Raw genomic sequence first — 24,612 nt, 5'->3', positions numbered from 1 at the left:
AATAAATCTCGAATAAATAGCCGATACACCTACTATAGTCTCAAAAATATATTACATCATAGGAGAGTCACAGATTATGAAGGTCTCGGTAAGGAAAAAAATTTTGTTAGGCTTTTTAAGCGTTGTAATGTTGTTAGGATTAACAGGCGGTATTTTTTATTTCGAGGTCAAGAAGATGGATGAATCTTATTCCGATTTGGTTGATCGGAGGGCGGAAATTCTTTCCCATGCCAAAGATGTGCAGAATTACGCTTCACGAGAAATCAGCAGCCTTAGAGCCATTTTGTTGAGGGAAGAAGGGGCTTACGATTCATTGAAAGAAGTCATCTCCGGGTTAGAGTTCTCCGTTCAACAAATGGAAGGCTTGGTGCAGCTTCAAAACACTAAGGATGAGATACAGAAAATCACCAGCCTGAACATGGAATTCGTAAATAAGGTCGAGCAGGTTGTAGAGATGCTTAGAACTCGTCCCGAAGAGGCGTCAAGAATAGCTATAGAAGAAGCCATGCCCTTGGCCCGGAGTATTAGAGATGACGTAGATGCATTGGTGTCCGATCAGGATCAACGCATGAAAGAAGGCAGCAAGGCGAATTCGGAACTGGTGGATTCCATTAATTTCACTATTATCGTATTAAACTTGTCGGCGCTTCTATTAGCCCTCGCGATTAGCGCGCTTGTCGCGCGCATGATCTCCAAGCCGATATCGGCAATGGCGTCAGCCGCGAAATCGATCGCGGATGGGAATTTGAATATAGCGGATATTTCCGTTAAAAATAGAGATGAGATTGGCAGTTTGGCGGAATCTTTTAATCTAATGAAGAGAAACCTGCACGATCTGATCAGCCAAATCGGCTGGAACAGCACCCAGGTTGCCGCTACCTCAGAACAGCTTTCCGCCAGTGCGGAGGAGAGCACCAAGGCAACGGAACTAATTTCAAATGAAGTTCAGGAAGTTGCAGCCGGTGCGGAGAAACAAATGACATTGTCGGATGAATCCACCCAAGCTGTCGTTCAGATTCAAGATCAGATGAATCAGGCTGCTTCTACCATCCATGCGATGGCTAGCTATATGGAGTCGACCAATAACAAAGCGATATCCGGCAACCAAGTTGTGTTGAACACCGTTGATCAGATGAATGCAGCTCAAGCATCGGTAGGCGTGACAGTGGAAGTGGTCCATGATCTGAACCGGAAGCTGCAGGAAATTGGCCAAATCGTCAATCTGATGACAGATATCGCAAGACAGACGAACCTGTTGGCGTTGAACGCGGGAATCGAGGCTGCCCGGGCGGGAGAACACGGCGGAGGCTTCGGGGTTGTGGCAAAAGAGGTACGGGGCTTGGCGGCCCATTCCAACGATGCCGCAGAACAAATCAAGTCGCTGATTCAGGAAGTGCAAACGAAATCGGAACATGCGGTTCGGGCGATGAACGAAGGAGCGGCCACCTTGGATAACGGCATCCAATTGGTACATAGAACGGGAGATACATTCCAAGAGATAGCGAATTCGGTAGAACGGTTGACCGAAGGATCCCGGAACATATCGGAGATGTTCGAACAAGTTACGCAAAGAGCGGTAACGATGACGGAATCGATAGAGCATATGGCACGGATTTCCCGGCAGTCCGCGGCAAATACGCAAAACGTTGCGGCTTCGGCCGAAGAACAAAATGCTTCAATGGAAGAAGTGTCTGCCGCTGCAGAATCTCTAAGCAGCATGGCCTTAGAGCTTCAGGCAACTATCAAGAAATTCGCCGTGTGATTAAGCTGCTAGTTATGTTCATCAATAAAAAAGGCCGCTCCAAAAGCAGATATTTGCTTGGGAGCGGCCATTTCATTTATAGAGATTTACTATTCAGATCAACGCGATTGCGAGCAGGGTAAACAGGCTCAGGGTCAAAATGTCATTACCGTACCAGCCTGCACCGCCGTATGGGCCAGGGTAAAATGCGGACGTTTGGACAATTCCACCGCGTTCCGGACGCAAATATACGTTGTTACGATCAACATCGACAATAGTACCCGTATATTGCTGTCTATCAAACGTCATGATGCGAACCTTCCGATTTTTCAGGCGCAAACAATTGTAATAGGCATCCACTTGGGCATTCCTCCTCCTTTTCTATAAATTATGAGGAATAGGGCTAGGGAGTCACGGCGAAGGGCTATATGCCAAACTTTATATAAATGATTCAGATCGGTTAATAGTCGGTTTAATAATACTTATTGGCTTTACAACGGATTTCGGTCGGGAGGAGATGATGCTGTCATGGCGAAATTACTAATTGCAATCACGAAGTCTAGACAAGACGCAGCCTTGGTCATTGAGGATTTAAAGCAGGCGGGGGTTAAAAAAGGAAGTATTTCGGTCGTAGCCAGAACCGAGCAGGAGTTGGGACTAATTAGCCGGGATACCGGGCTTTCGAAGCCGAAGCGAGGCGACGGGAACCATGCGTTGTTCCATCCGCTAATCGAGGTCGCCGCCATCCTCGAGGATGAGCCGGCAAATGTGGCCGTGATCGGTCCAGCAGCAAAATTGTTGGCGGGTGCGGAGATCGGGAAGGGCAGCGACGACTTCGTCGTCGGTCTAGTGGGAGTGGGCATTCCGGAGAAGGATGCGAAAGAAATTGAACGGGTTCTGGTAAAAGGGGATTTCGTGATTTTTATCGAATCCGAGGAAGAGGAGGCCGGAAAACTGGGAGAAATAATAGCTTCGCGGGAAGATGTCAGACCTTTTTCGTCTCCTTTGAAACCATAAATAAATTAATCTGTTTTTCAGGTTTCCGTAAGGTTGTATTAAGGAACTGTTGGTACATTATATATACTCCCTCTTCATTAATATAGATGCAGTAAAGAAACCATCCCAGCCAGAGGGATGGTTTCTTCGTTTTAATCGTGAATTATTTCAAATCTTCGATCGAATTAACATCGACATAGGCAGGAACGACCAGCCCGGTTTTTACGCCGGTCATGTTTGGACCGAGGTCCTCCAGCTTATCGCCGTACTCTGTCCAATAATCGGCATGTGTCAATGGCAGCCATGCGGCAGGAGAGGCATCGACATCCCCGCTGGCAACGCCGGTCCACATTGGGCCCGCTTCAACCTGAAGCGCGGTAACGTCATACCCAAGCTTACTTTCCAGCACGTATTCCAGCAGGTTGGTGCTGGCGATTTCCGAATCCCACGCTACATAACTAAGCTTGAGTTTATCGCCGCTGACAGGCTTCAAATCCTTCGTCCAAGTGTCCACACGGTCGCCATGACTGTCAGCCCATTCTTTGGCTGCATCCGCCGGATCTTTCCCTTCCTGGATGGCGGTCATAATTTCACCCATCTCATCGGAACTCCATTCGAAGCGGTCAAGAAACTCATAAGCTACAGGATGATCGTCTTTTAAGCCTTTCCGTGCGACGGTATGGATTTCTTCGGCTTCCCCGAATACTTTTTTCGGATCTTCAAGATACTTCAGATCGTATTTCGAGAACATCCAGTGTGGGGTCCAGCCGGTAATGATGATCGGCTTTTCAGCCTTTACCGCTTTGTCGAGCATGGCGGTCATAGCCGCTCCCGAACCTTCGATCAGCTTCCAGTCGGTGAGACCGTACTGGTCTATCGCAGCGGCGGTAGCTTTCATAATGCCGGCCCCAGGGTCGATCCCGATGATTTCATGTTTAACCTGATTCCCGAACGATTCAGCTGTACCGGTTTCCCCTTTGTTCCCGGTATTGGCGCCTTTACCTGAATTAGAGCCGCAAGCGGACAGGGCCAGAACCCCGGCTAAACCTGCAAGTACTAGTAGTTTCTTCGATATCTTCATTCTTTAACCTCTCCCTTTGTTCGATTTGAAAAGATTTTGCGTAAACCGGTCAAGTACGATAGCCAGCACGACCACAGCAAGGCCGGCTTCGAAACCTTGTCCGATTTTAAGCTGGGTAACGGCGCGGTAGACGGTGGCGCCGATCCCCTGGGCCCCGATCATCGAAGCGATGACGACCATGGACAAGGATAGCATGATCGTTTGGTTGATTCCGGCCATCATGGTCGGCATGGCGAGCGGAAGCTCAACCTTGATCAGCTTCTGCCAGGAAGTCGAGCCAAAGGCGTCGGCCGCTTCGGCCAATTCGCCGGATACCTGCTTGATACCGAGGTAGGTCAAGCGAATGGTTGGCGGAATCGCGAATATGACGGACGCAATAACGCCGGGCACAACGCCGAGACTGAAGAACGTAACCGCAGGCAGTAAATACACGAATGCCGGCATCGTCTGCATGAAATCAAGCAGAGGCGATATGATCCGGTGCGCCGTTTTGCTGTAGGCACTCCAGATTCCGATCGGAATGCCGAATACGATGGATATGAGCCCTGAAGTAATGACCAATCCAAGCGTGTTCATCGTTTCTTGCCAGTAGCCGAGATTATCGATGAGCAGGAAGCCGATCACCGTAAACAGGGTCAATCTCCATTTTCCGACCAGATAGGCGAGAATTCCGATAATAACGATGAAAAGCAGCGGATGCGGAAGCAGGAACAGTCCTGAGAAGAAGCCTACGACGGCTTCGATTACGTCAGAAATTCCATCAAACAATCCTTCGAGATTGGATGCCATCCAGTCGACGATCGCTTCTATCCAGTCTGCGAGCGGAAGCTTAGGAATGAAGTCCATGTTCGCTCACCTCCTTGTTATCCACTTCTCCAGCAAGAGCGCCGAGCACGGCTCCTCTAACAATGACGCCGAGCAACCGCTCCTGTTCGTCAACGACCGCCAGCGGTACCTTCGCGGAACTGGTCACTTCAAATAGCTCATTCAGCAAAGTTTCAGGTGGCACCTTCGGGCCGTCTTCGATCAGAATATCGCGTAGGGAAGCCCCTGTTTTAAGCGCTTGAGAGGCGTCCTCGGCCGTAATGACCCCAAGCAGCCGCTTGGCCCGGTCGATTACGAACAGATTGGAAATACCTCTTTCCCGCATGAGCTGCAGAGCGACCCGCGGTCCGCGGTCCAATGTTACTGTTTCTGGCCGGCGCATTACCCGCGATGCCGTCAGGACTTTGGACAAGTCGACATCTTCGATAAAGCGTTCGACGTAACGGTCCGCAGGCTGGGTCAACATTTCTTCCGGCGTACCGATTTGCACGAGCTCCCCGTCCTTCATCAGGGCGATCCGGTCGCCGATGCGCAGCGCTTCATCCAGGTCATGGGTAATAAAGACGATCGTTTTCTTCATTTTCTCTTGCAATTCGAGCAGTTCATCCTGCATGTCGCGGCGAATGAGCGGATCGAGTGCGCTGAATGCTTCGTCCATCAGCAAAATTTCCGGGTCGTTGGCCAGCGCCCGCGCTAAGCCGACCCGCTGCTGCATGCCGCCGCTCAACTGATCCGGCATAACATGCTCCCAGCTCTTCAGCCCAACCAGTTCCAGCGATTTCTGGGCTTTTTCGCGGCGCTCCGCTTTATTTACTTTCTGCACTTCCAAACCGTATTCCACATTCTCGAGAACGGTCCGGTGAGGAAAGAGAGCAAATTTTTGAAACACCATGCTTATGGTTTTGCGGCGAACTTCTCGAAGCTGAGACTTATTCATCTTTCTCAAGTCCTGTCCATGGATCAGCACTTCGCCTGAAGTAGGTTCGATCAGACGGTTAAGCATGCGTACCAAGGTGGATTTACCGCTGCCGGACAGTCCCATGATCACGAAGATTTCACCTTCATTAATACTGAGGCTTACCCGGTTTACGCCGACCATGATGTTTTTTTCCTTAGCGAGCCGTTCTTTCGTATACCCCTGCTCCAGGAGTTGAATGCCTTGCTCGGCACCGGGTCCGAATAGTTTACTTAGTCGATTGACTTTTAAGATTTCATTTCCCATACATTCACCCCTTTTGAATTCTGCAAATTTCATTTCTCTATATAGACACAGTTAATTTTCGCCGTACCGTGCCAATCCATGCTCCTAGTGTAGCAAATAACCAAGCTTTTAATCAATTCTTAAAACCGTACGTATAGAACGTACAGAAAAAACTGTACGTAAAGAATCTTCGTATACCTGCCGAATGCTCCAAAATGCTACCCGGTTCACTTCTTTACTTTTGGGCATCCTTTTCTTAAGATAGAAGAAGTATCCGTCCGCCTGCGGAAATGCCGATAACTGCGGAAATGAGGATGCCTTGATTGCGCAATGATAGGAGGTCGCACGCATGAGCTTGGACCAGCTCACTACGGAACAACATGCCGAGTTATTAAAAGTGCGTAAGCGTGTTATAGAAGCGATAGGCAGAAACATGGACTTATATGGAATATCATTGTCGACGGGCCATTTGTACGGGCTGCTTTTTTTTGCCGACAAGCCGATGACCTTGGATGAAATGGGACTGGAAATGAAAATGAGCAAGACTAGCATGAGTACGGGAGTGCGTACCCTGCTTGACTTGAAGATGGTAAATAAAGTGTGGGAGAAGGGCTCCCGCAAAGATTTGTATGAAGTAGAGTATGATTGGTATCAGACGTTTACCGATTACTTTGCGATTAAATGGAGAAAAGCGGTCGAAACCAACATCTTGGTGCTTCGCCGCGCGATACAGGAAATCAATAAGTCGTTGGCGGGAGAGAACAGTCCGCAGGAGCCGTTCCGTTCCATACTTGAGGAAGACCGCCGCAAGATGGGCGAAGCCGTCAAATATTACGAATGGATGGACCGGTTAATCGATGTGATGGAGAGCGGCGAGATCTACGATCTGGTGCCAAAGGAGTAACAACAGAAAAAGGCGGAGTTCCGGTAGGGAACCTCGCCTTTTTTATTTTCAGGATCTGCCGCTCAGAAAATGTAACGGACATGAGGGCCGTTATCCGGCGCAAAATGAAGCGTTTTGAAATCTAACGGACACCAGAGACCTTAATGAGGTGAGAAAGCCAGGTTTGACGGGGAATGGCGGCAAATAACGTCCTGTATGTCCGTTAGAATTTAAAAACCGGGGATTTTCCAGGAATAACGTCCCCTGTGTCCGTTAGAGCTACGCTTATCGTCTGTCGAGCCACAAATCACCGCTCAGCACCCAATGTACAGCGTCAAATACCTAACACACAGCGCCAAACGCCATATACAGCGCCTGCGATCCGCAATCTACCATCCATCACCACGGACCACAATCGACCCAGGCATCTCGTCAAACGTCCACCGACCAGCACCTACAGATCAACGTCCGCCGACCGCCGCCAACAGATCACCGCACACCGCACACCGCACACCGCACACCGCACACCGCACACCGCACACCGCACACCGCACACCGCACACCGCACACCGCACACCGCACACCGCACACCGCACACCGCGAACACCTTGCAGACCAGCATCCGCCGACCACCCACCTCTAAAGCTGAGCACTTAGAACCGAGCACTTAGAACCGAGCTCTAAGAACTGAGCTCGGAACCTCGCCGCTCAATACACCCCGATATCATCCAGCATGACCCGTCCGGGGCCGTCGGTCAGGCGGAAGGTGAGCCGCGAGATGCCGGAAGCTGCGTTAAAGTCCGGGTCTTCGTCGCTGAAGGCGGATAGCGGCAGCAAATAAGTTTGGAAAACCGCCTCTGTCGGATTTTTGTATTTGCCGTCGGACAAATGCAGGTCCAGCCAAGGGTGGAGGGTGTAGTTGGTTTCGGGTAACGGCAAAATCGGCATGAACTTCGAAAGAGGTAGTCGTACGATGACCCCATCCAAACTCTCCAGCTCCACTTCAATATCTAATTTTTTTACCTGGCTTATTTCATAGCTCCGATCCGACAGGGAAAAGGATAGAAATTGTGCCGATGCCTTGCTAGGCGACGGTGCTGCTTTATCCCAGCTCAAACTGTAGGTGGACACCGTCTCGGATTGATCATCTCTCTCCAGCACTGCACCGCGCGTGCCTTTGCCGGACTGGCGGCGGTTTTTGGCCTCTTCTTCCTTCCAAAGGATATCTTGGCCTTCGGCTACGCCTCCGCCCGGAACGGTCATCCGGTTCATATCCTCGTCGAACTTGGCCCAAGAGGTCATTTGTCCGCTTTCGAACCGGTTAAAATAGGTGGTCTCGGGCAGCCAATCCAAGCCGGTCCTGTAGTCGCGGAACAATGGAAGGTACTGATCCTGCCGGTGGAGCGTGGCCTCCAGAAATGCGGAAATATAAACCTTTGCTATCGTTCGTTGTTCTGCGGCGGGCAGCAAGCCTTTTCGGCTCAGCAGAATACCTTTTGGGTAACTGATATCCCGGCCGCCCCAACCGGTATTAAACTGGCTATGGTTGGCGTCCGCAATATAGAGGGAAGCTTTGAAAGAAGCCTCTCCCTTCGAAAAAGAGGTCCGAGCGTACTGTCGCTCTCCGTCGAAATCATTGACGTCGCCGTCCCGCGCGCCTTGCAGCGTCAAATAATTGACATCCTTCAGCTTGGCATAATTGCCGTCGACTTTTTTGTCGGTCGGGGCAATGGCTGCGATCGCCCGGATCTGATACTGATCAATGCCTTCCAACGTTTCGTCGGCGGCGAACCACCGTTTATATTCGGAAGCCATCGATACGGCCTGACCGCCCCGGGAGTGCCCGATCAGAGCGATTTGCTCAAAGTCGACCCGCCCGTAGAACGGCGTCTCAGGATCCTCGGCGAACTTGCCGATTTCCTGCAGATGTTTGAGCAGAATCCACGCCCGAACCTTCATGTCATTGTCCGGGATACCGGTCCACACGGAATAATTGAGAAAATTCTCGTCCACAGACACGGCAACGAATCCCCGGCTTGCTAGCAAATTCCCCAGATAAGAATAGCCATCATCCGAATAGTCTTCCATTAAATGATTCCCATGAACGATCAGGACGAGCGGAAAAGGACCGGAACCTTTAGGCATCCATACCCGCCCGTTCAAAGGCAGTGCTTTTTCATTGAATCCCCAATAGAACGTTCTGAAGTCGGACCATTTTTTGATGTAAGCGGAGGCATCTACCGAACTTGAGATCAGATCGGCGCCAACCCCGTATTCCGGCTGCCAAATATCCTTGCCGCTTCCGTAATAAAAGGATTCGACTTGGTAATTCCCCGGTTCTCCGGGATTCAAGGCGGTGATTTCAGGAAAGTCCGAACCATCCATGGAGACCGCGAATTCGGTTGGATCAGGCCATACGGCGGACGACAAGCAAGTCAGCACCAATACGGCGGCAACACAGGCTTTAATCCGCAGCGTAATTTTATAGGAAGCAAATAACCCGGCTAACAGACCGATAAGCACCCCGGCTAGCGTTACAGCCGCAGATACGATGGCCGAGATCGCGAACGCTTCATCCTCCTGATAGAAAATAAGGAAGATGGCTGCCAAATCAAAAATGACAGTTCCTATAAACAGGCGAGGAGCGGGCAGGCCGGTTAAAGCCAGAATGATCGCGATGAGATGAGCTATCAGGAATAAGCCCACTGTGCCGGCAAAGGCGAAGGTCACGGTGTCAAAGGCAGTACCCAGACCCGTAGGCATTCCCAGTGCGGCAAGGATAAACGCGAAGATGCCGGCCCCCGAGGGCCCGGCTATGCTGATCCGCCAGAACGCGGTATCGTATCGATACGTCCGTCGGATGCGCTCGCGCAGCCTTGAACGAAGCGGTATTTTCGGTTGCTTGATGACATACTCTGTCCGGATTTCAAGTTCCATGGCTTCCCCCAGCTTTTCTCTATATATAATGGCTGAACACTATGCGCCGTAACAACCTTCATTGTATCATGCACAAAGCAGGGAGAGGTAATGGAGAATACCGGGTCTTCAATTTCAGGTTCATAAATACCGACTTTTGATTACCTGCTTCGATTCGGTTTGAAGCGGAAGAAGGACCAGATGAACAGGACGAGCATCACAGCGAGACAAACGCCGATGCTGATCCGGTTTTGCTCGTCAAAGAGGAAGAGAACCGCGATGACGGATAAGCAAATTACGGTCAGGATCGTGATGTAAGGAAATCCCCATACCTTAAATCCCGGCTTGGCAGGGTAAGTTTTACGAAGCTTCCATTCCGCCAGCAGAATGCTGATCCAGACCAGCAGCACAACGAAACCGGGGACGGCCATCAACAGTCGGAATACGTTGTCCTGAGCAACATACGCAATCATGGACCCCAGAATAAGGACGAAGGCACACAGCTTCAGGCTGTTCACCGGGATGCCCTTGGAGGACAGACGAGCCAGTCCGGACGGAGCCTCTCCGTCCGTAGCCATCGAATGCAGCATCCGGGTTGCTCCGTAAATTCCGGAGTTGGCCGCGGACAGCACGGCAGTTATTAGGATAAAGTTCATTAAATGAGCGGAGCCTTGCAGTCCTGCAGAAGTAAGCACCTGTACAAACGGGCTGGTATGCTCGTTCAACGAATTCCACGGAATCAGGCCGCAAATGATCAGGATCGGCAGGGTGTAGAACAGAACCACTCGCAATATAAAGCTTTTTACTACTTTAGGAAGTACCTTTTCGGCGTCCTGCGCTTCCGATAGAGTCAGCCCGATCAGCTCGGAGCCCCCGTAAGAGAACATGACAATCAACAAAGCGGGGAAGATGGCGGTCCAGCCGTTCGGAAAAAAGCCGCCGTATGCAATAAAGTTATAACTCCATGCAGCGTTTGCTCTCGGGAGAATTCCGAACAGGATACAGGCGCCCAGCAAAATGAACACGATGATCATGGCGATCTTGATTCCGGCCAGCCAAAACTCGAATTCCCCATAACCTCCGACGCTCATCATATTGATCGCCAGGATAAATCCGGCGCTGGCCAAGCTGAGGAGCCATAGCGGAACATCCGGGAGCCAGAACTGCAGGAAGCTTCCCGCGGCGATCACTTCAATTACGCAGACAGCGAGCCACATGAAGCAGTACAGCCAGCCGACGACAAAGGAAAGCCGTTCGCCAAACGCTTTACGAATAAAGTCCTTCATATTGAGACCCGGGTACACGGTGGCCATTTCGGCAATGGCCCCCATCACGACCAGGAGCAGCAAGCCGGCTAGGATATAGGAAATAACAACACCGGGTCCGGCTACGTTGACCGTTTCGGCGCTCCCTTTAAAGATGCCGGTGCCGATTACCCCGCCCATCGCCATGAAGCTGATGTGCCTCGGGAGCAATTTTTTTTGCAAAGTATTCTTGTTGGAATTCAACGATCGTAGCCTCCTGACCTAAGGTCAATTTTAAGTGTATTGCACTATATTACAATAAAAACCGGATTTATTGTAATGCAATAGATTATAATTCCCCATTGTTGATTAGTATCATATTTCGTTGATTGCTCTGATAGTAAGCGGTTTCCTGTTCTATTAGAATGTAAATAGACGGAGAAAGCAGTTTGGGGAGGAAAGACAGATGACACAGCTATCCGTATCAAAACCGGTGGAGACGCCGGGGAAAAAGCCAAACGGGGTGCAGCGATTTTTTAAACAAATCGATTTGCAACTGATGGTTATTCCGGCGCTCATCCTCATTTTTATTTTTAGTTACATACCGATGTACGGCATCCTGATGGCTTTTCAGGATTACAAAATCGGAAGAAGTTTTTCCAGCAGTCCGTGGGTAGGGCTCAAGCACTTCACTTATTTCTTCCATGCACCGGAATTTAAAACCGTGATGAGAAATACGATTGTTATCAGTTTTCTGAAATTTCTCATCGGATTCCCGGCCCCGATTGTTCTGGCTCTCATGCTAAATGAAGTTAGAAAAATGGCCTTCAAACGGGTTGTTCAGACGATTACTTATTTGCCTCACTTTATGTCCTGGGTTATCCTGGGCGGTCTGGTCAGCGCATTGCTTGCGGTGGATAACGGCAGCATCAACATGCTTCTGGAGAAGCTGAGCTTCATAGACAAGCCGATTAACTTTTTGTCACTACCTCAATATTTCTGGGGGATTCTCGTAACGACGAACGTCTGGAAGGAAATCGGATTTGGCTCTATCGTCTACCTTGCGGCAATCGCCGGTGTGGATCCAAATACATATGAGGCTGCATCGATCGATGGTGCGAGCCGATTCAAGCAAATCTATCTGATTACGCTTCCATCCATTATGCCTGTTGTCAGCATCTTCATGATCTTGGCTATCGGCAACCTGTTAAGCGCGGGTTTTGAGGACATTTTGATTCTCGCAGCCAACCCGGCCATCCGGGATGTATCCGATGTATTGGATACGTATGTGGTGCGTGTCGGGATCGACAATTACCGATACTCCTATGCAACTGCCGTTGGGGTCTTCAAAGCCGTAGTCAGCGTGGGTCTGCTAAGCTTGGCCAATTTCATAGCACGGCGGTCGGGCAACAGTTTGTGGTAATCCGGATATAATCAGAGGAGGTTGCTTGATATGAAGGACACCTTGGGTGATCGCATTATGATGCTTTTTATCTATTCATTTCTTATTTTGCTCGCGGTATCTACGCTGTATCCATTCTTGAACGCTTTAGCGGTATCTTTTAACCAGGGGCTTGATACTTCCAAAGGCGGAGTTACGCTATGGCCGAGAGTATTCACCTTGGAAAACTATAAAGTAGTGTTTAAGGATGACCGTTTGATGAGCGGATTCTTCATCTCGGTTCTACGTACCATCATTGGTACGGCATCCGCGATTCTGTGCACAGCGATCTTTTCTTACGGCATGTCCAAAAAGGAACTGATGGGCCGTAAATACTATATGGTTATGTGCATTATCACAATGTATTTTGGCGGCGGGTTGATTCCTACCTTCATGCTGATTCGCAACCTGGGTTTGATGAACTCGTTCTGGGTCTTCATTATTCCTTCGCTGATCGGCGTGTGGAACATGATCATTTTCCGAACCTTCTTCCAAGGGCTTCCGAATGGATTGGAGGAGTCGGCAAAAATCGACGGCTGCGGCAACTGGGGGACCCTATTCAGAATCGTTCTCCCTTTGTCGGGACCGGTTATCGCCACCCTGGCGCTGTTTACCGCCGTGTATCACTGGAATGAATGGTTCCTCGCCGGGATTTATATCTCCGATCAGAATAAATACCCGATCCAGACGATTTTGCGGCAGATTCTGTTATCCAATATCGTCTCCGAACAAGGGGGAGGGGGGCTGGATGCTTCATCGCTGGCCCACATGCAGCGGGCCAAAACGATAACAAGTAAATCGCTTTCGATGGCGACGATGATCGTTGCTACGCTTCCAATTATTTGCGTCTATCCTTTTGTACAAAAGTACTTTGTCAAAGGCGTACTGGTCGGTTCACTGAAGGAGTAGGTAAAGTGGATAAACGATATTTCAAGCGGGTTTAGAGCACAAGCTTTAACCATAGATCATATCATTTGTATTTCAGAAAGGGGAAAGCAACGCTATGATGAAGAGGAGAAATTGGCTGGTTACCGTTTTATCGGTCCTGACGATTATTGCACTGGTTGCCGGTTGCTCCGGCAAAAACAGCAATAGCGCTAAACCGGCTGAACAGAACGGCAACACTGCGGAGACGCCAACGACAGAGGCGAACTCAGAGGGGCCGAAACTCTACGAACTTGGGAAAGAGCCGCTCAACATTACATTGTTCGGAAATTATGACTGGTATACGATGCCTAAGTGGGGCGATGATCCAACCACGAAATGGGTTCAAGAGAACAAGAAAATTACGGTGACGGAAGTACCAAACGGCGGCAACGCAGCTCAGAAGCTGAATACGATGATTGCATCCGGCGAATTGCCTGACATCGTATGGGGCGAACGGGGAACTGACGTAGAACGGCTGCGTGAAGCAGGATTGCTTGTTCCGCTTGATGATTATATCGATAAATACCCGAATTTGAAAAAATGGCTCGACCCGAAAGCTCTGAACATGCTTCGTTCACCTGACGGTAAGCTGTATCAGTTCCCGAACTGGTATACGAACCGGCCGAACGGGAACGCCGGCTGGGTTGTAAACAAGGAGTACTATACGGCGCTTGGTTCGCCTAAGCTTGAAACTACGGATGACTTATACGCCTATTTGAAACAGGTTAAGGAAAAGTATCCGAACGTAATTCCGTTTGAAACGGACCTTGCCACTGAAGGACATGGTCTGGACCAAATTTACTCCGCGTTTAAGGAAGATAACATGGGCTTCGGCAGATTCTTTGCCGTACCTGACGGTGACGACAAGATGAAATCAATCTATAAGGATGAACCTTACCGTGAGTCCGTTGTATATGCTGCAAAATTGTTCCGGGAAGGCTTGATGACGCAGGATGCATTTACACAAACTCGTGACCAGGTCGATGAGAAGTTGATGAATGGCCGGGTAGCGGTATATGCGACAGCGAACCCGACGGTTTACGCGATGGCTGCGGATACCGAGCTTAGAAAAAAAGATCCGTCCAATCCTGATCTTGGCTACTTCATGATATGGCCGATTCACAAAGAAGGGCTGGATAAGAACAAAATCTATCCGGGTACCTACAACAAATTGGGTTGGAATGCGGCAGTAATTACTACAAGCGCTAAAGATCCGGAAGCCGTCTTTGCATTCCTGGATTGGTGGACCGGTCCGGAAGGAACGACGCTGCAATTCTGGGGCGTGGAAGGCGAGTACTGGCAAGGACTTGAAGCGGATGGCTACACACCGAAATTTACGGAGAAATACGGTACGGAGAAAGACAAACTGGCTGAGTATCAGAAGTTCATGGATCCGTTGATGTGGGTCGGCAACACCGTATTTGCCGATGATACAAAAGGTAAATACGAGTCAACATTGGCTGAAAACGAGCGTAACTGGGCGACTTACTGGCAGTATCAAATTACCTGGAAAACGCAAGGGGACGCTACGGAGTTCGTTAATATGCCGCCAAGCCCGGACAGCGAAGCAGGCATTGCGTTCCAACGCGCTAAGGACATTTGGGATCAAGTGAGAGCTCAAACGCTGTTCACGAAGAGCGACGCAGAAGTGTTGGCTCTGTTAGACAAGGCTTATGATGATACGATGGCTGCCGGATTCCAAGCAACATTGGACCACTTCGCTAAGAAGTGGGGCGAGAACAAAGCAATGATTAACGGTAATTAATTTTTTATGAAAGGGCCTGGTTTGTTCGGGCCCTTTTTTCTATCACTGCCGGATGAATATGTGCCTGTTCAAGGAACATATTGGAACGGTATACTGGATTAAAGAGCCTATCCTAGGAGGATTCTCATCATGTATAAAGTGTTGTTGGCCGATGACGAATTGCTTGATTTGGAAGGAATGAAGCGTTTTATTCCGTGGACAGAGCTGGGATTGGAAGTGGTCGATGCCGTAAACAACGGATTTATGGCATGTGAAGTCATGGACCGCCATCCGATCGACATTCTCGTTACGGATGTCAATATGCCGAATATGTCAGGACTGGAATTGGCCAAGATCGCCATCGAAAAGAAACCGAATGTCAGAATCATTTTTGTAAGTGGTTATCAAGACTTTCACTACGTGAAGGAGGCGCTATCGTTAAAGGCATGCAGTTATGTGCTTAAGCCGATGGATGATGAGGAATTGATATCTTCCCTTCTCGGGATTACCGAGGAGTTGAAGCTGGAGGAACAACAGCGGGAAAATGAGGAGAACTATCGGCATATGAAGCCGATGGCGCAAAATGATCTGCTCGTGAGATTGCTGGAAGGAGAACTGATCTGGGACCATTCCGATAGCTTGATGAAGCTTGCTGCTTCCTACGGCCTTGATCATTTGGAGGGACCGCTTCGCGCCGCGGTGCTTGAAATAGACGATTTGCATTGGCTGAAATCTAAAGAAGTGGAAGATGATGTCCAGGATAAGCTTGAAAATCATCTCAAGCAACTTTACGAGATTATTTACAGCAACGAGCTCTACACTTGCAAATTGACCCGAAACCGGATGGCTATCGTTCTCCACGGCAAGGGCTTGCGCCGAAGCTTGGAAGAGATTCGCGGATCGATCGATTCAACGATCTCCATGTCCATAACGGTTGGATTGGGAGAAGAAGTACAGCATATCTCCGAGCTAACGCAATCCTATAAGCAGGCGCTGGAAGCGCTGGACGGCAAAATGTTTTTCGGCCGCGGTCAAGTCATCAATTATGAGGATGTTCGAAGAGCGCCTGAGTTAAACGACGCCAAGACGCTGGATATCCGGTTGGACGCCTTGTTTAAAGCGATGTCGAATTATGACCTGGTCCGGGTTCATGACGAAATTGATAATTTGTTTAAATCGGTCTCCACGTTGAGGTCGAAATTCACGGTGTATAACCTGGCGATGTATATCGTGTTCAAGCTTGATCATTACTTGCAGGAGCTGGACGAGGATTTGTTCGAGATGCTGGGAATGGAGCTACACAGCCTGGACGTTATACTTAAATTTGAAATGATGGGTGATATCCGCTCCTGGCTGGTTCGTAAAGTATTTGAAATATCGGAGAAGATTCGAAAGAAGAGAGCTACCAAGAACAGCCGGCTCATTCGGGAAATTTTGAAGACGATGAAGGAACGTATGAACGAGAACATCACACTGAAGGACATCGCGGAGCAGTTCTCATTTTCTCCGAATTATCTGGGACATTTATTTAAAGAAGAAATGGGCAAGAACTTCAGCGAAATGTTGATCGGCATGCGAATGGAGCAGGCCCGTGAATTGCTCAAAAATCCTACGCTGAAAATCTATGAAGTTGCCGACCAGGTCGGTTATCGTTATATTCCTTACTTTAGCCGGCAGTTCAAGGAAACATACGGGATAACCCCGATGGAATTCCGTAAGGGAGACCAGTGACGGAGGAAATGAATATGCCTACTTTAGGGGAGAAGCAAAAGCATAAATATATCCCGTTCGGTTATAAACTGATGATTACGTATATGGTGTTTATTATTCTGCCGGTCATCGCGATCGGTTACTTTTCCCATTCGATGTACCAGGATTCTATCCGTCAACAAACGAAGAACAATATCCAGGGGACGCTGGTGCAAATGAAAGATAATATCGAGTACAAAATGGGGGAAGTGGACCGGATATCCACGATGCTGTATGGCGACTACTCGTTGATCACGCAGCTTAGAGTTTATGGAAAAGGGTGGGATAGCTTCGAGCGGACCACTAAAATTATTATGCCTAAGTTTTCCATCGCCCTGAATTCCACCGGACTGAACATCGCGATGTTTTTGTTTTTGGAGAACGACACGTTTCCCGAGATTTATTACGGCTCTATCGATAACGAACGGCCGGAGGATTTCGAAGGAAGCTATAATATATACCATTTGTCCCGGATTCAGGACAAGGCGTGGCATATGGATTTTCCTCCGGAACAATTCGGAAAGACGAAGCTGTGGCAGCGGGTGGAAAAGGATAGGGAATTCAAACGCATCTCCTTTTTGCGGCGGTTAGTGGATTATGAGAAACCGCTCGAATTGAAAGAGATCGGGTTTATGCGGATCAGCGCCAGGACGGAGGAACTGTTTCAGGCGGTGGATTATCAGAAAATTGGAGTCGGCAGCGCACTGCTGATCAAGGATGAACTAGGCAGGGTTCTATACCAGTCCGGAACCGTTCCTAAAGAAACCAGCGGCAAGCTGAGTCAGAATGCGGAGTATTTGACCATTCGGGAATCTGTCGGAGAGCAGTCGTGGCAGCTCGAGGCCTATGTCCCCCTGACGGTTATGGAGCAGGATTCGGCTAAAGTACGTATGTTCATCATCTTGATTTGTTTTTTGTGTTTGGTAGTCTTTACCTTTGCGGGGGTATTCATTTCGAGATACTTCTCGGTTCGGATGAATAAAATTGTCTTCGTACTGAACGCATTCCGGGAAGGGGACCTGAGGAAACGGATGGGCTACCGGGGTAAAGATGAGTTCTCGCAGATCGCTTCGGCTTTAAATGAAATGGGCCGCAATATCGATAATTTGATCGAGCAGGTGTACGTGACCCAAATCGAGAAAAAGGAAGCTGAGCTGGAATCGCTTCAAGCCCAAATCAACCCCCATTTTCTATATAATACGCTCTCCTCGATCAGCCGCTTGGCTCAGTTTGGGGAGGTGGACAAGCTGCAGCGGATGGTGCTGGACTTGGCGAAGTTTTACCGGCTTTCCTTGAATGAAGGACGGACGGTAATTCCGATCCGCAGCGAATTGGAGCAGGTTCAGGCCTATATGAATATCCAGACGACCAAATTCGGCGACTCGGTGTCGGTGTTCTACGATATTGATCCGGAGATTATTAAATACGTGACCGTGAAGCTGATTCTACAGCCATTTATTGAGAATGCCCTAGAGCACGGCTGGTTCGGAAGCCCGATTCATATCCGCGTCTCCGGCAAAATGGAAGACGACAACATTGTATTTAAAATTATCGATGACGGTATCGGTATGTCCGAGGATTTAATCCGGCAAATATTCGATCCGGTGGAGGGATTGAACACCGGGTTCGGCATCCGGAACGTCAACAGCCGCATCCAGCTCCATTTCGGAGCAAAGTACGGAGTTACGATCGGAAGCAGGCCGGGCATTGGCACAACGGTGCAGATCGTCATTCCCGCCGAGCGGGCCGAATGTCCTAATCACGGGACAAAAGGGAAGCAAGATCCCGGTTAAATCCATGCAATATGGAACTTAATCCCTGTTTTGATGCGAAGGTGTTTGCGGGGAGCGCAATGAGGGTAAGAGATCAAAGGTACAACGTGCCGGATACCTTTTTGCAAAGGAGTCTATGACATGAATCTCAGCGTACATAGCCCCGTGCCTTACCACTCCCAATACCCGAAGTCATCAGCGGCTAATAGGGAAAAAAGAAATGAAAGTCAAAATACGTCTCTCAGCTTCCATGATATTTTACTTGAGAAAATGAAATCGAGCCGGGACCGGCACAATTCGGGACCGAATCGGATGTCTGCGCCAAGACAAGTCTAGTGGCCATTAAAATTGTCCCCCCCTAGTCCAAACTCATCGACTGTTAGTATAACAGCGACGGGTTTTGGACTTTTTTTCTGTTCCTGCAATTTTCTTGACAGATTTCGGCATCTCGGTTTTAATAATCCAATAGTTTTTATATCCGGATCAGGAAAGGCAAATTTTATGAACTCACACTTGAGACAGATTCATCCGTTATCATGGACCATTATCATCGGGACGATCTTCGGCCGGATGGCCACTTCTATGAGTATTCCCTTTCTCTCGATCTACCTGATCAACCGGCTGGGCTCTTCACCGACGCAGGCTGGTACCGTGGTTGCCGTAAGCTCGCTGATCGGCGTGTTTGCAAGCTTTTATGGCGGGTACATATCCGATGTTATCGGACGCAAGAAGGTGCTCTTTATTTCGATTTTCGGTTGGGCGGTCGTGTTTGTCGGCTTCGCCCTGGCGAATCAAATTTGGATGTTCTTCGTTATTAACGCGCTGAACGGACTTTGCCGGGCGATGTTCGAACCGACGTCCCGCGCGCTGCTGGCGGATATCACTCCGCAAGAGAGCAAACTTCTCGTATTCAACCTCCGCTATGCGGCCATTAATCTGGGGGTCGTGGTCGGTCCGATTCTTGGATTGCAAATGGGCAATTCCAATTCGGGATTTGCTTTTTATATTGCGGGTCTTGTTTATTTTTGCTACGGGATAGTCTTAGTCTTCCAGTTTCTTTTGCATAAAGGGATGGGCGGAGCGACAGGGCAAAGCGCGGACAGGCTTTCGCTTAAGGGAGCGCTGCGGGTCACGGGAAGGGACCGGACGTTTGTATACGTTCTGATCGGAATGATCTTCTGCGTGCTGGGGTACGGACATTTCGGTTCGACGCTGGCCCAATATCTGGAGTTAAGTCCAAGCTTTACGGACGGGGCAAAATGGTTCGGCTACATGCTGTCGCTGAATGCGATTGTGGTGTTGGCGGTTCAATTCCCGCTGGTCCGGTTCTCCAGCCGCTTTTCTCCCATCGTTCCGCTGATCGCCGGCAATCTGTGCGTAGCCTGCAGTCTGCTTATATTCGGACTTTTTCCGTATATATGGACGATGGTGCTTGGTGTTGTTCTCTTCACGATCGGTGAGGTGCTGATGTTCACCATGACGGATGTGCTCGTGGACCGGATCGCTCCGAACGAATTGCGCGGGACCTATTTCGGCATGTTCGGATTCAACAACTTGGGGAATGTCATGGCCCCTTTGCTGGGGGGATTTCTACTTGATGCGCTTGGGGTGAACCGGCCCTTGCTGATTTTCGGGATCATCGCGTTGACGACGGCGTTCGGTCTGCCATTCTTGTTGTTGGCACGACGGCATTTGCCTGAGGAACAGGCTCGCGCAGAGTAACTGAAATATTGTGAACGATGTTATATCCTTTTTTTGGAATGTGGGAGATGCTATTGTAGAGATTCAGATGGAAAGGAGGATCCTAAAAATGGTTTGGGTTATCGATTTCGTACTCTCTGAGCTCCATGCAAAGTCTGCAGGATCGACTGGGGCGATAACTTGCATGGAGCGTTAAGGAATATCGCCTTCTAACGGAACGACAATTTCCGAAGTGGATTACCGCAGGCTTTGCTACCTTAAATTCAATTGAATTAAGGAGCGGGCAAAAATGAAATATATGAAAGCGGAAGTCATATTGCCGGAAGATCTATTGAGAGAACTTCAGAAATATGTTCAGGGAGCTACCCTATACATTCCAAAGTGTGAAGGAGTACGCAAAAAGTGGGGCGAAAACTCCGGAAGCCGGGATTTTTTGAGTCATCGAAATCAGGAAATCTGTAATAAATTCCGGGAAGGTCACTCCATAGACGATCTCGCCGAATCTTTCTGTCTCTCGTATGACAGCATTAAGCGCATCGTCTATTCGAAAAAAAGATAAATCTTAGCCCGTTCGCCGTTTCCTGGCGGCGGGCTTCTTTGTCTCTCCGTCTTTTGTGTCATAAACAAATAGAAACAGAACTTGATCTATCAGCCGCGTATTTGATCATTTATGGTTATTTATATACCTGATACACAAAAGGAAAGATGGATATGATTTCTCCGGAAATAACATTATTACTCGATAAGTATCTCCATAAAATCAAAGCGGTCGGTATACATCATGAGAAAATAGCGGAGCTAAGGCGTTTATTGAATCATGGGACTAATGGACAGCCCGGGTTGCGTTTTGCTGCCGAAGGGATGTGGTCGCAGCAAAAACTGCTGTCGGCGGGGCTGACAATCCACTCGTTCTTTTTCTGTCCGGATTGCGCCTATAGTCTAGAGGCGGTACAGTTGGCCGAGAAAATGATCCACGCAGCCGGTGAAGTATACCTGATTTCTAAAAAGGTGCTGGAAAAGTTGGGTGACCGGGATAAACCTGATGGCTTCCTCTCGATTTCCGAAATGCCAATAATTACGGCACAGGAGCTAATTTTGCCCGATAATGCGATGGTTATGGTACTGGACGGACTGGAATCGCCAGGGAATATCGGAACCATTCTGCGAAGCTGCGACGGCGCAGGGGTAGATGCCGTATTGATCTGCAACTCCAAAGTAAGACTGACCCACCCGAAACTGATCAAAGCTAGCATGGGGGCGGCATTTGTGGTCCCGTTGGTTTGTTTTGCAGCCGCAGAGCACTGTGTTGAATGGTTGGTGTCCCGGGGTTACGAAATCTATTTGGCGGATTCATCAGCGGAGGACAGCTATACAACAGTGGTCTATCGTCGCTGTAATAAAGCCCTCGTTGCTGGCAGTGAGCGGTATGGACTTTCCGAAGCATGGAACAGGACCCGAGCGGGAATCCGTAAAGTTTCGATACCAATGCATGGAATATGCGATTCCTTGAATGTCGGGATCGCGGCCTCGATCCTCATTTATGAGATAAGTACAAAATGCAGTAAAGGGTGACAGAGATATGAAACCAAGATTAAGGAAATATGAACCCGACGATATGATGAAGGTGCGGAATTTTATAATCAGAACGCACAGCTTGCTGGGACAACCGAATAGTTGGGGGATAGACAGGTGGGAATTCGTTCCTTACTGTCAGGAGAAGAAGAATGGAACCTTGGAGCAATGGCTGAGCAGAATCGGAATATGGGAGCGTGAGAACGGGGAGATCGCAGCGGTCGCTTGCGATGACGGGGATGCTTATTTTTTGCTGGATACCTGGGAACCCGGCGCCGCGCTGATGCATGAGATGTTTGAATATGCGGCAAATCATCTTTTATTTAGTGAACCGGGGCGGCGTATTACGCGAAATGCACTGGCAATCACGGCGGGGATGAAGGGGATGGAGCATATTGCGGCAAGCAGAGGGTATGTACGGGAGCCGCAGGCAGATATCATGTTGTCGATGGAGCTCGACCGTCACTATGATGTAATCTTGGCTCCAGGGTTTGTCATAAAAGACGGCAATGAAGTGAACGATCAAAAAAAAGCGTTGGGGCACATTCGAGCCTTTGACTATGAGGGAACGGATGAAGCGGTAGATACGATGATTCATTTTGGAAATATTCGGAATGCTCCTGATTACAGGGCCGAACTGGATTTGTTCGTTATGAATCCTTCAGGCGAAGTCGTTTCGTTCTGTGGTCTCTGGCACGATGAAATTAATCATATAGCGATTTTGGAACCGGTGGGGACCCACAAAGATTACAGACGCAAAGGTCTAGGGAAAGCTGTCATCTACGAAGGCTTGAATCGTTTAAGACGCCTTGGCGTCCGCGAGGTTTACGTGGGATCCGACCAACCATTTTACCGTAGTATAGGGATGCAAAAGGAACACCTGTTACACCGCTGGGTTAGGCACTTTTAGAGGATTGGAGTCCATAAGCAACTTTCCGGAACAAAATTAGTGTGACATCCCGATGAGCCGAGGCATCTGCCCAATCTTTCTCTGGCTTTGACACGTATACTGTGTCATGACCTAGAGGAGGTGGGGGATTTTGACGATGAAGGCACGGGGGAATCTGGCCGGGAAGTATCTGGGGAAGAAGGTTCGGATCAAGACCAAAACCGGTGCAATCTTCTACGGTAAAATCGTGAAAGTTGGAAACGGCAAGGTGTATCTCAAGACCGACGCGGTTCACAGCAAAGGCAGCAAGGCACATGCGACCTTTGCTCCGTTTATTTTACCTCTGGTATTGTTCGATTTGCTGGCGATTGTGCTGCTGGAAACAAGACCGAGACGGAGAAGAAAAAAAAGAAGATGGTAATCAAAAAAAACGGTTGGGGCAATGAAGATCATGCCCAACCGTTTTTTTTTTACGAATAACTGTATTATCTACAGTTAATTAGGGACTTGAAGCTCTTTATTGCGTATTAACTGGAAAACCTGCAGTTAAATAATAGATTTATTCAAGTGTCGGCCTGAAATGGAAGAAATAACTGTAGGTTATACAGTTATTATCTACCATGAGCCGTAATATGAAAAATTAGCTGTATAAAATCCAGTTAATCTTCTTCAGATGGTCTTCACATGGTCCGAAAATAGTCCAGTCCCATCGCTTCACGCACCTCGGACACCGTCTCGCGGGCAACCTCCCGGGCCCGTCTCGTCCCCTCTATGAGGATCTCGTCGATGGTCCGGGGGTTGCCTGCATATTGGAAACGCCGTTCGCGCATCGGCTCCAGCAGGCTGTTGAGCGAGGATTCGAGCCGGTGTTTGCATTCGCTGCAACCGATCGAGCCGCGTTCACAGGCTTCGTGAATTTCCGCGGCGCCGGAAGGCTCGAATACTTTGTGGTATGCATAAATCGGACATACCTCCGGATGACCGGGGTCATGTTTTCGGACGCGGGCCGGGTCGGTAACCGCCCGGCGGATTTTGTGGGCCAATTGTTCCGGAGAAATGTCCAGCTCGATGGCGTTGCCGAGGCTTTTACTCATCTTCGCGTTGCCGTCGGTACCGACCAGCCGCGGCGTTTCGCTGATCAGCGCTTGCGGCTCAGGAAATACGGGCCGGTACAGCTCATTGAACCGGCGTACGACCTTCCGGGCAAGCTCCAGATGAGGAAGCTGATCGTCGCCTACTGGTACAATAGAAGCTTTGCAGAAAGTAATATCGGCCGCCTGGCTTACGGGATAGCCCAGGAATCCGTAGTACAGATCGTCAAGGCTGCTGCCCTTCGATTCGGATTTGATCGTAGGATTGTGGCGCAATGCATTTACCGTGACGAACATGGAGAAGAAAACGGTGAGCTCGGCGATTTCCGGAACCATGGATTGAACGAAGATCGTAGCCCGGTTAGGATCGATTCCAACCGCCAAATAGTCGAGGGCCACCTCGCGCAAATGCTCCCGGATGGAGTCCGGTTTGTCAAAATGGGTTGTCAGCGCCTGAACATCGGCGAGCAGAATATAGGAGTCATACTTGTCTTGCAGCATTACGCGATTTTGGAGACTGCCGACGTAATGGCCGAGATGAAGCTTTCCGGTTACGCGGTCGCCCGTAAGCATCCGTTCTTTGTTTTTGGGGTTCATTTGATTTCCTCCTTAAATTGGGGACCTGGTTCCCCGATGAGAACAGGTCTGTGTAATCTAGAACTGCACAACATAGCAAAACGTGCCACCACCAGCCATCATCCACGGCCATCACCTCCTTAAAAAATAAAAAAACCTCGTCTGTATAAGGACGAGGTTATCGTGGTACCACCTTAATTAACCATCCGCCTCCGCAAAATGGGGGGAATGGCCATCTCGACCGGTACGGAGAATGCATCTGA

The 24,612-nt window shown here is 49.2% G+C and carries 19 protein-coding genes, 1 pseudogene and 1 other annotated feature (1 of these 21 running past the window's edge); of the genes and pseudogenes, 13 read left to right on the top strand and 7 right to left on the bottom strand.

Translation table 11 applies throughout. From position 1 onward, the window contains the following. The first annotated feature begins 76 nt into the window (after nucleotides 1-76). Nucleotides 77-1,762, top strand: coding sequence for a methyl-accepting chemotaxis protein (locus NYE70_RS20535; RefSeq protein WP_290408278.1), 1,686 nt, complete (start codon nucleotides 77-79; stop codon nucleotides 1,760-1,762). A 93-nt stretch (nucleotides 1,763-1,855) separates the two neighbouring features. Here NYE70_RS20535 and NYE70_RS20530 read toward each other — a convergent pair whose 3' ends face one another. After that, on the bottom strand, nucleotides 1,856-2,101 hold the full coding sequence (locus tag NYE70_RS20530; RefSeq protein WP_211021669.1) for a hypothetical protein: 246 nt from the start codon (nucleotides 2,099-2,101) through the stop codon (nucleotides 1,856-1,858). 168 nt (nucleotides 2,102-2,269) lie between these two features. Between NYE70_RS20530 and NYE70_RS20525 the strand changes: the two genes are divergently transcribed. After that, a complete protein-coding gene (locus NYE70_RS20525) occupies nucleotides 2,270-2,758 on the top strand; it encodes a hypothetical protein (protein ID WP_341047880.1) in 489 nt (162 codons plus the stop codon). 142 nt (nucleotides 2,759-2,900) lie between these two features. Here NYE70_RS20525 and NYE70_RS20520 read toward each other — a convergent pair whose 3' ends face one another. The 3 genes and pseudogenes from NYE70_RS20520 to NYE70_RS20510 all read right to left on the bottom strand — a co-directional run bounded on the left by NYE70_RS20520 (nucleotide 2,901) and on the right by NYE70_RS20510 (nucleotide 5,865). After that, nucleotides 2,901-3,818 (bottom strand): glycine betaine ABC transporter substrate-binding protein, encoded by a 918-nt coding sequence (locus NYE70_RS20520; protein WP_341047878.1) that lies wholly within the window; start codon nucleotides 3,816-3,818, stop codon nucleotides 2,901-2,903. Nucleotides 3,819-3,832: 14 nt separating this feature from the next. Continuing rightward, nucleotides 3,833-4,664 (bottom strand): annotated as a pseudogene (locus NYE70_RS20515) (ABC transporter permease); the annotation flags it as partial. Next, nucleotides 4,648-5,865 (bottom strand): quaternary amine ABC transporter ATP-binding protein, encoded by a 1,218-nt coding sequence (locus NYE70_RS20510; RefSeq protein WP_341047876.1) that lies wholly within the window; start codon nucleotides 5,863-5,865, stop codon nucleotides 4,648-4,650. The gene NYE70_RS20510 and the pseudogene NYE70_RS20515, both read right to left, overlap by 17 nt. Before the next feature lie 328 nt (nucleotides 5,866-6,193). Here NYE70_RS20510 and NYE70_RS20505 point away from each other — a divergent pair, with 328 nt between their 5' ends. After that, nucleotides 6,194-6,748 (top strand): GbsR/MarR family transcriptional regulator, encoded by a 555-nt coding sequence (locus tag NYE70_RS20505; protein WP_211021672.1) that lies wholly within the window; start codon nucleotides 6,194-6,196, stop codon nucleotides 6,746-6,748. Nucleotides 6,749-7,435: 687 nt separating this feature from the next. Here NYE70_RS20505 and NYE70_RS20500 read toward each other — a convergent pair. Together NYE70_RS20500 and NYE70_RS20495 are read right to left on the bottom strand one after the other, a co-directional pair. Next, nucleotides 7,436-9,664 (bottom strand): poly(ethylene terephthalate) hydrolase family protein, encoded by a 2,229-nt coding sequence (locus tag NYE70_RS20500; RefSeq protein WP_341047872.1) that lies wholly within the window; start codon nucleotides 9,662-9,664, stop codon nucleotides 7,436-7,438. Nucleotides 9,665-9,804: 140 nt separating this feature from the next. After that, a complete protein-coding gene (locus NYE70_RS20495) occupies nucleotides 9,805-11,151 on the bottom strand; it encodes an amino acid permease (protein WP_341047870.1) in 1,347 nt (448 codons plus the stop codon). Between the two features lie 202 nt (nucleotides 11,152-11,353). Here NYE70_RS20495 and NYE70_RS20490 point away from each other — a divergent pair, with 202 nt between their 5' ends. From NYE70_RS20490 to NYE70_RS20445, 10 genes are all read left to right on the top strand, one after another. Beyond that, nucleotides 11,354-12,310 (top strand): ABC transporter permease, encoded by a 957-nt coding sequence (locus NYE70_RS20490; RefSeq protein WP_211021675.1) that lies wholly within the window; start codon nucleotides 11,354-11,356, stop codon nucleotides 12,308-12,310. A 30-nt stretch (nucleotides 12,311-12,340) separates the two neighbouring features. Next, nucleotides 12,341-13,237 (top strand): carbohydrate ABC transporter permease, encoded by an 897-nt coding sequence (locus NYE70_RS20485; RefSeq protein ID WP_211021676.1) that lies wholly within the window; start codon nucleotides 12,341-12,343, stop codon nucleotides 13,235-13,237. A 94-nt stretch (nucleotides 13,238-13,331) separates the two neighbouring features. Further along, nucleotides 13,332-15,020 (top strand): extracellular solute-binding protein, encoded by a 1,689-nt coding sequence (locus NYE70_RS20480; RefSeq protein WP_213655454.1) that lies wholly within the window; start codon nucleotides 13,332-13,334, stop codon nucleotides 15,018-15,020. A 129-nt stretch (nucleotides 15,021-15,149) separates the two neighbouring features. Further along, nucleotides 15,150-16,730, top strand: coding sequence for a response regulator (locus NYE70_RS20475; protein ID WP_213655455.1), 1,581 nt, complete (start codon nucleotides 15,150-15,152; stop codon nucleotides 16,728-16,730). 14 nt (nucleotides 16,731-16,744) lie between these two features. Further along, nucleotides 16,745-18,541 carry a sensor histidine kinase gene (locus NYE70_RS20470; protein ID WP_341047866.1) on the top strand — a complete coding sequence of 599 codons (1,797 nt, stop codon included), beginning with the start codon at nucleotides 16,745-16,747 and terminating at the stop codon, nucleotides 18,539-18,541. Nucleotides 18,542-19,021: 480 nt separating this feature from the next. After that, nucleotides 19,022-20,242: an MDR family MFS transporter gene (locus tag NYE70_RS20465; protein ID WP_341047864.1), complete on the top strand. Its 1,221-nt coding sequence runs from the start codon at nucleotides 19,022-19,024 to the stop codon at nucleotides 20,240-20,242. A 268-nt stretch (nucleotides 20,243-20,510) separates the two neighbouring features. Beyond that, entirely contained in the window at nucleotides 20,511-20,780 is a 270-nt protein-coding gene (locus NYE70_RS20460) for a CD3324 family protein (protein ID WP_341047862.1), read from the top strand. A 251-nt stretch (nucleotides 20,781-21,031) separates the two neighbouring features. Next, on the top strand, nucleotides 21,032-21,793 hold the full coding sequence (locus tag NYE70_RS20455) for a TrmH family RNA methyltransferase (protein ID WP_341047860.1): 762 nt from the start codon (nucleotides 21,032-21,034) through the stop codon (nucleotides 21,791-21,793). 7 nt (nucleotides 21,794-21,800) lie between these two features. Further along, a complete protein-coding gene (locus NYE70_RS20450) occupies nucleotides 21,801-22,703 on the top strand; it encodes a GNAT family N-acetyltransferase (protein ID WP_341047858.1) in 903 nt (300 codons plus the stop codon). Nucleotides 22,704-22,839: 136 nt separating this feature from the next. Continuing rightward, nucleotides 22,840-23,103 carry a hypothetical protein gene (locus NYE70_RS20445; protein ID WP_341048940.1) on the top strand — a complete coding sequence of 88 codons (264 nt, stop codon included), beginning with the start codon at nucleotides 22,840-22,842 and terminating at the stop codon, nucleotides 23,101-23,103. Nucleotides 23,104-23,362: 259 nt separating this feature from the next. Here the strand turns inward: NYE70_RS20445 and trpS are convergent, their stop codons facing one another. Then, nucleotides 23,363-24,370, bottom strand: coding sequence for a tryptophan--tRNA ligase (trpS, locus tag NYE70_RS20440; RefSeq protein ID WP_341047856.1), 1,008 nt, complete (start codon nucleotides 24,368-24,370; stop codon nucleotides 23,363-23,365). Between the two features lie 144 nt (nucleotides 24,371-24,514). Then, nucleotides 24,515-24,612 (bottom strand) — a binding site (T-box leader); it runs 209 nt beyond the window's last position.

The sequence above is a fragment of the Paenibacillus sp. FSL R5-0407 genome, assembly GCF_038009185.1.
In the GTDB taxonomy this organism is placed as follows: Bacteria; Bacillota; Bacilli; order Paenibacillales; family Paenibacillaceae; genus Fontibacillus; species Fontibacillus vini.
Note: the sequence above shows the minus strand (reverse complement) of the source record. Positions and strands in the feature narration are given on the sequence as shown.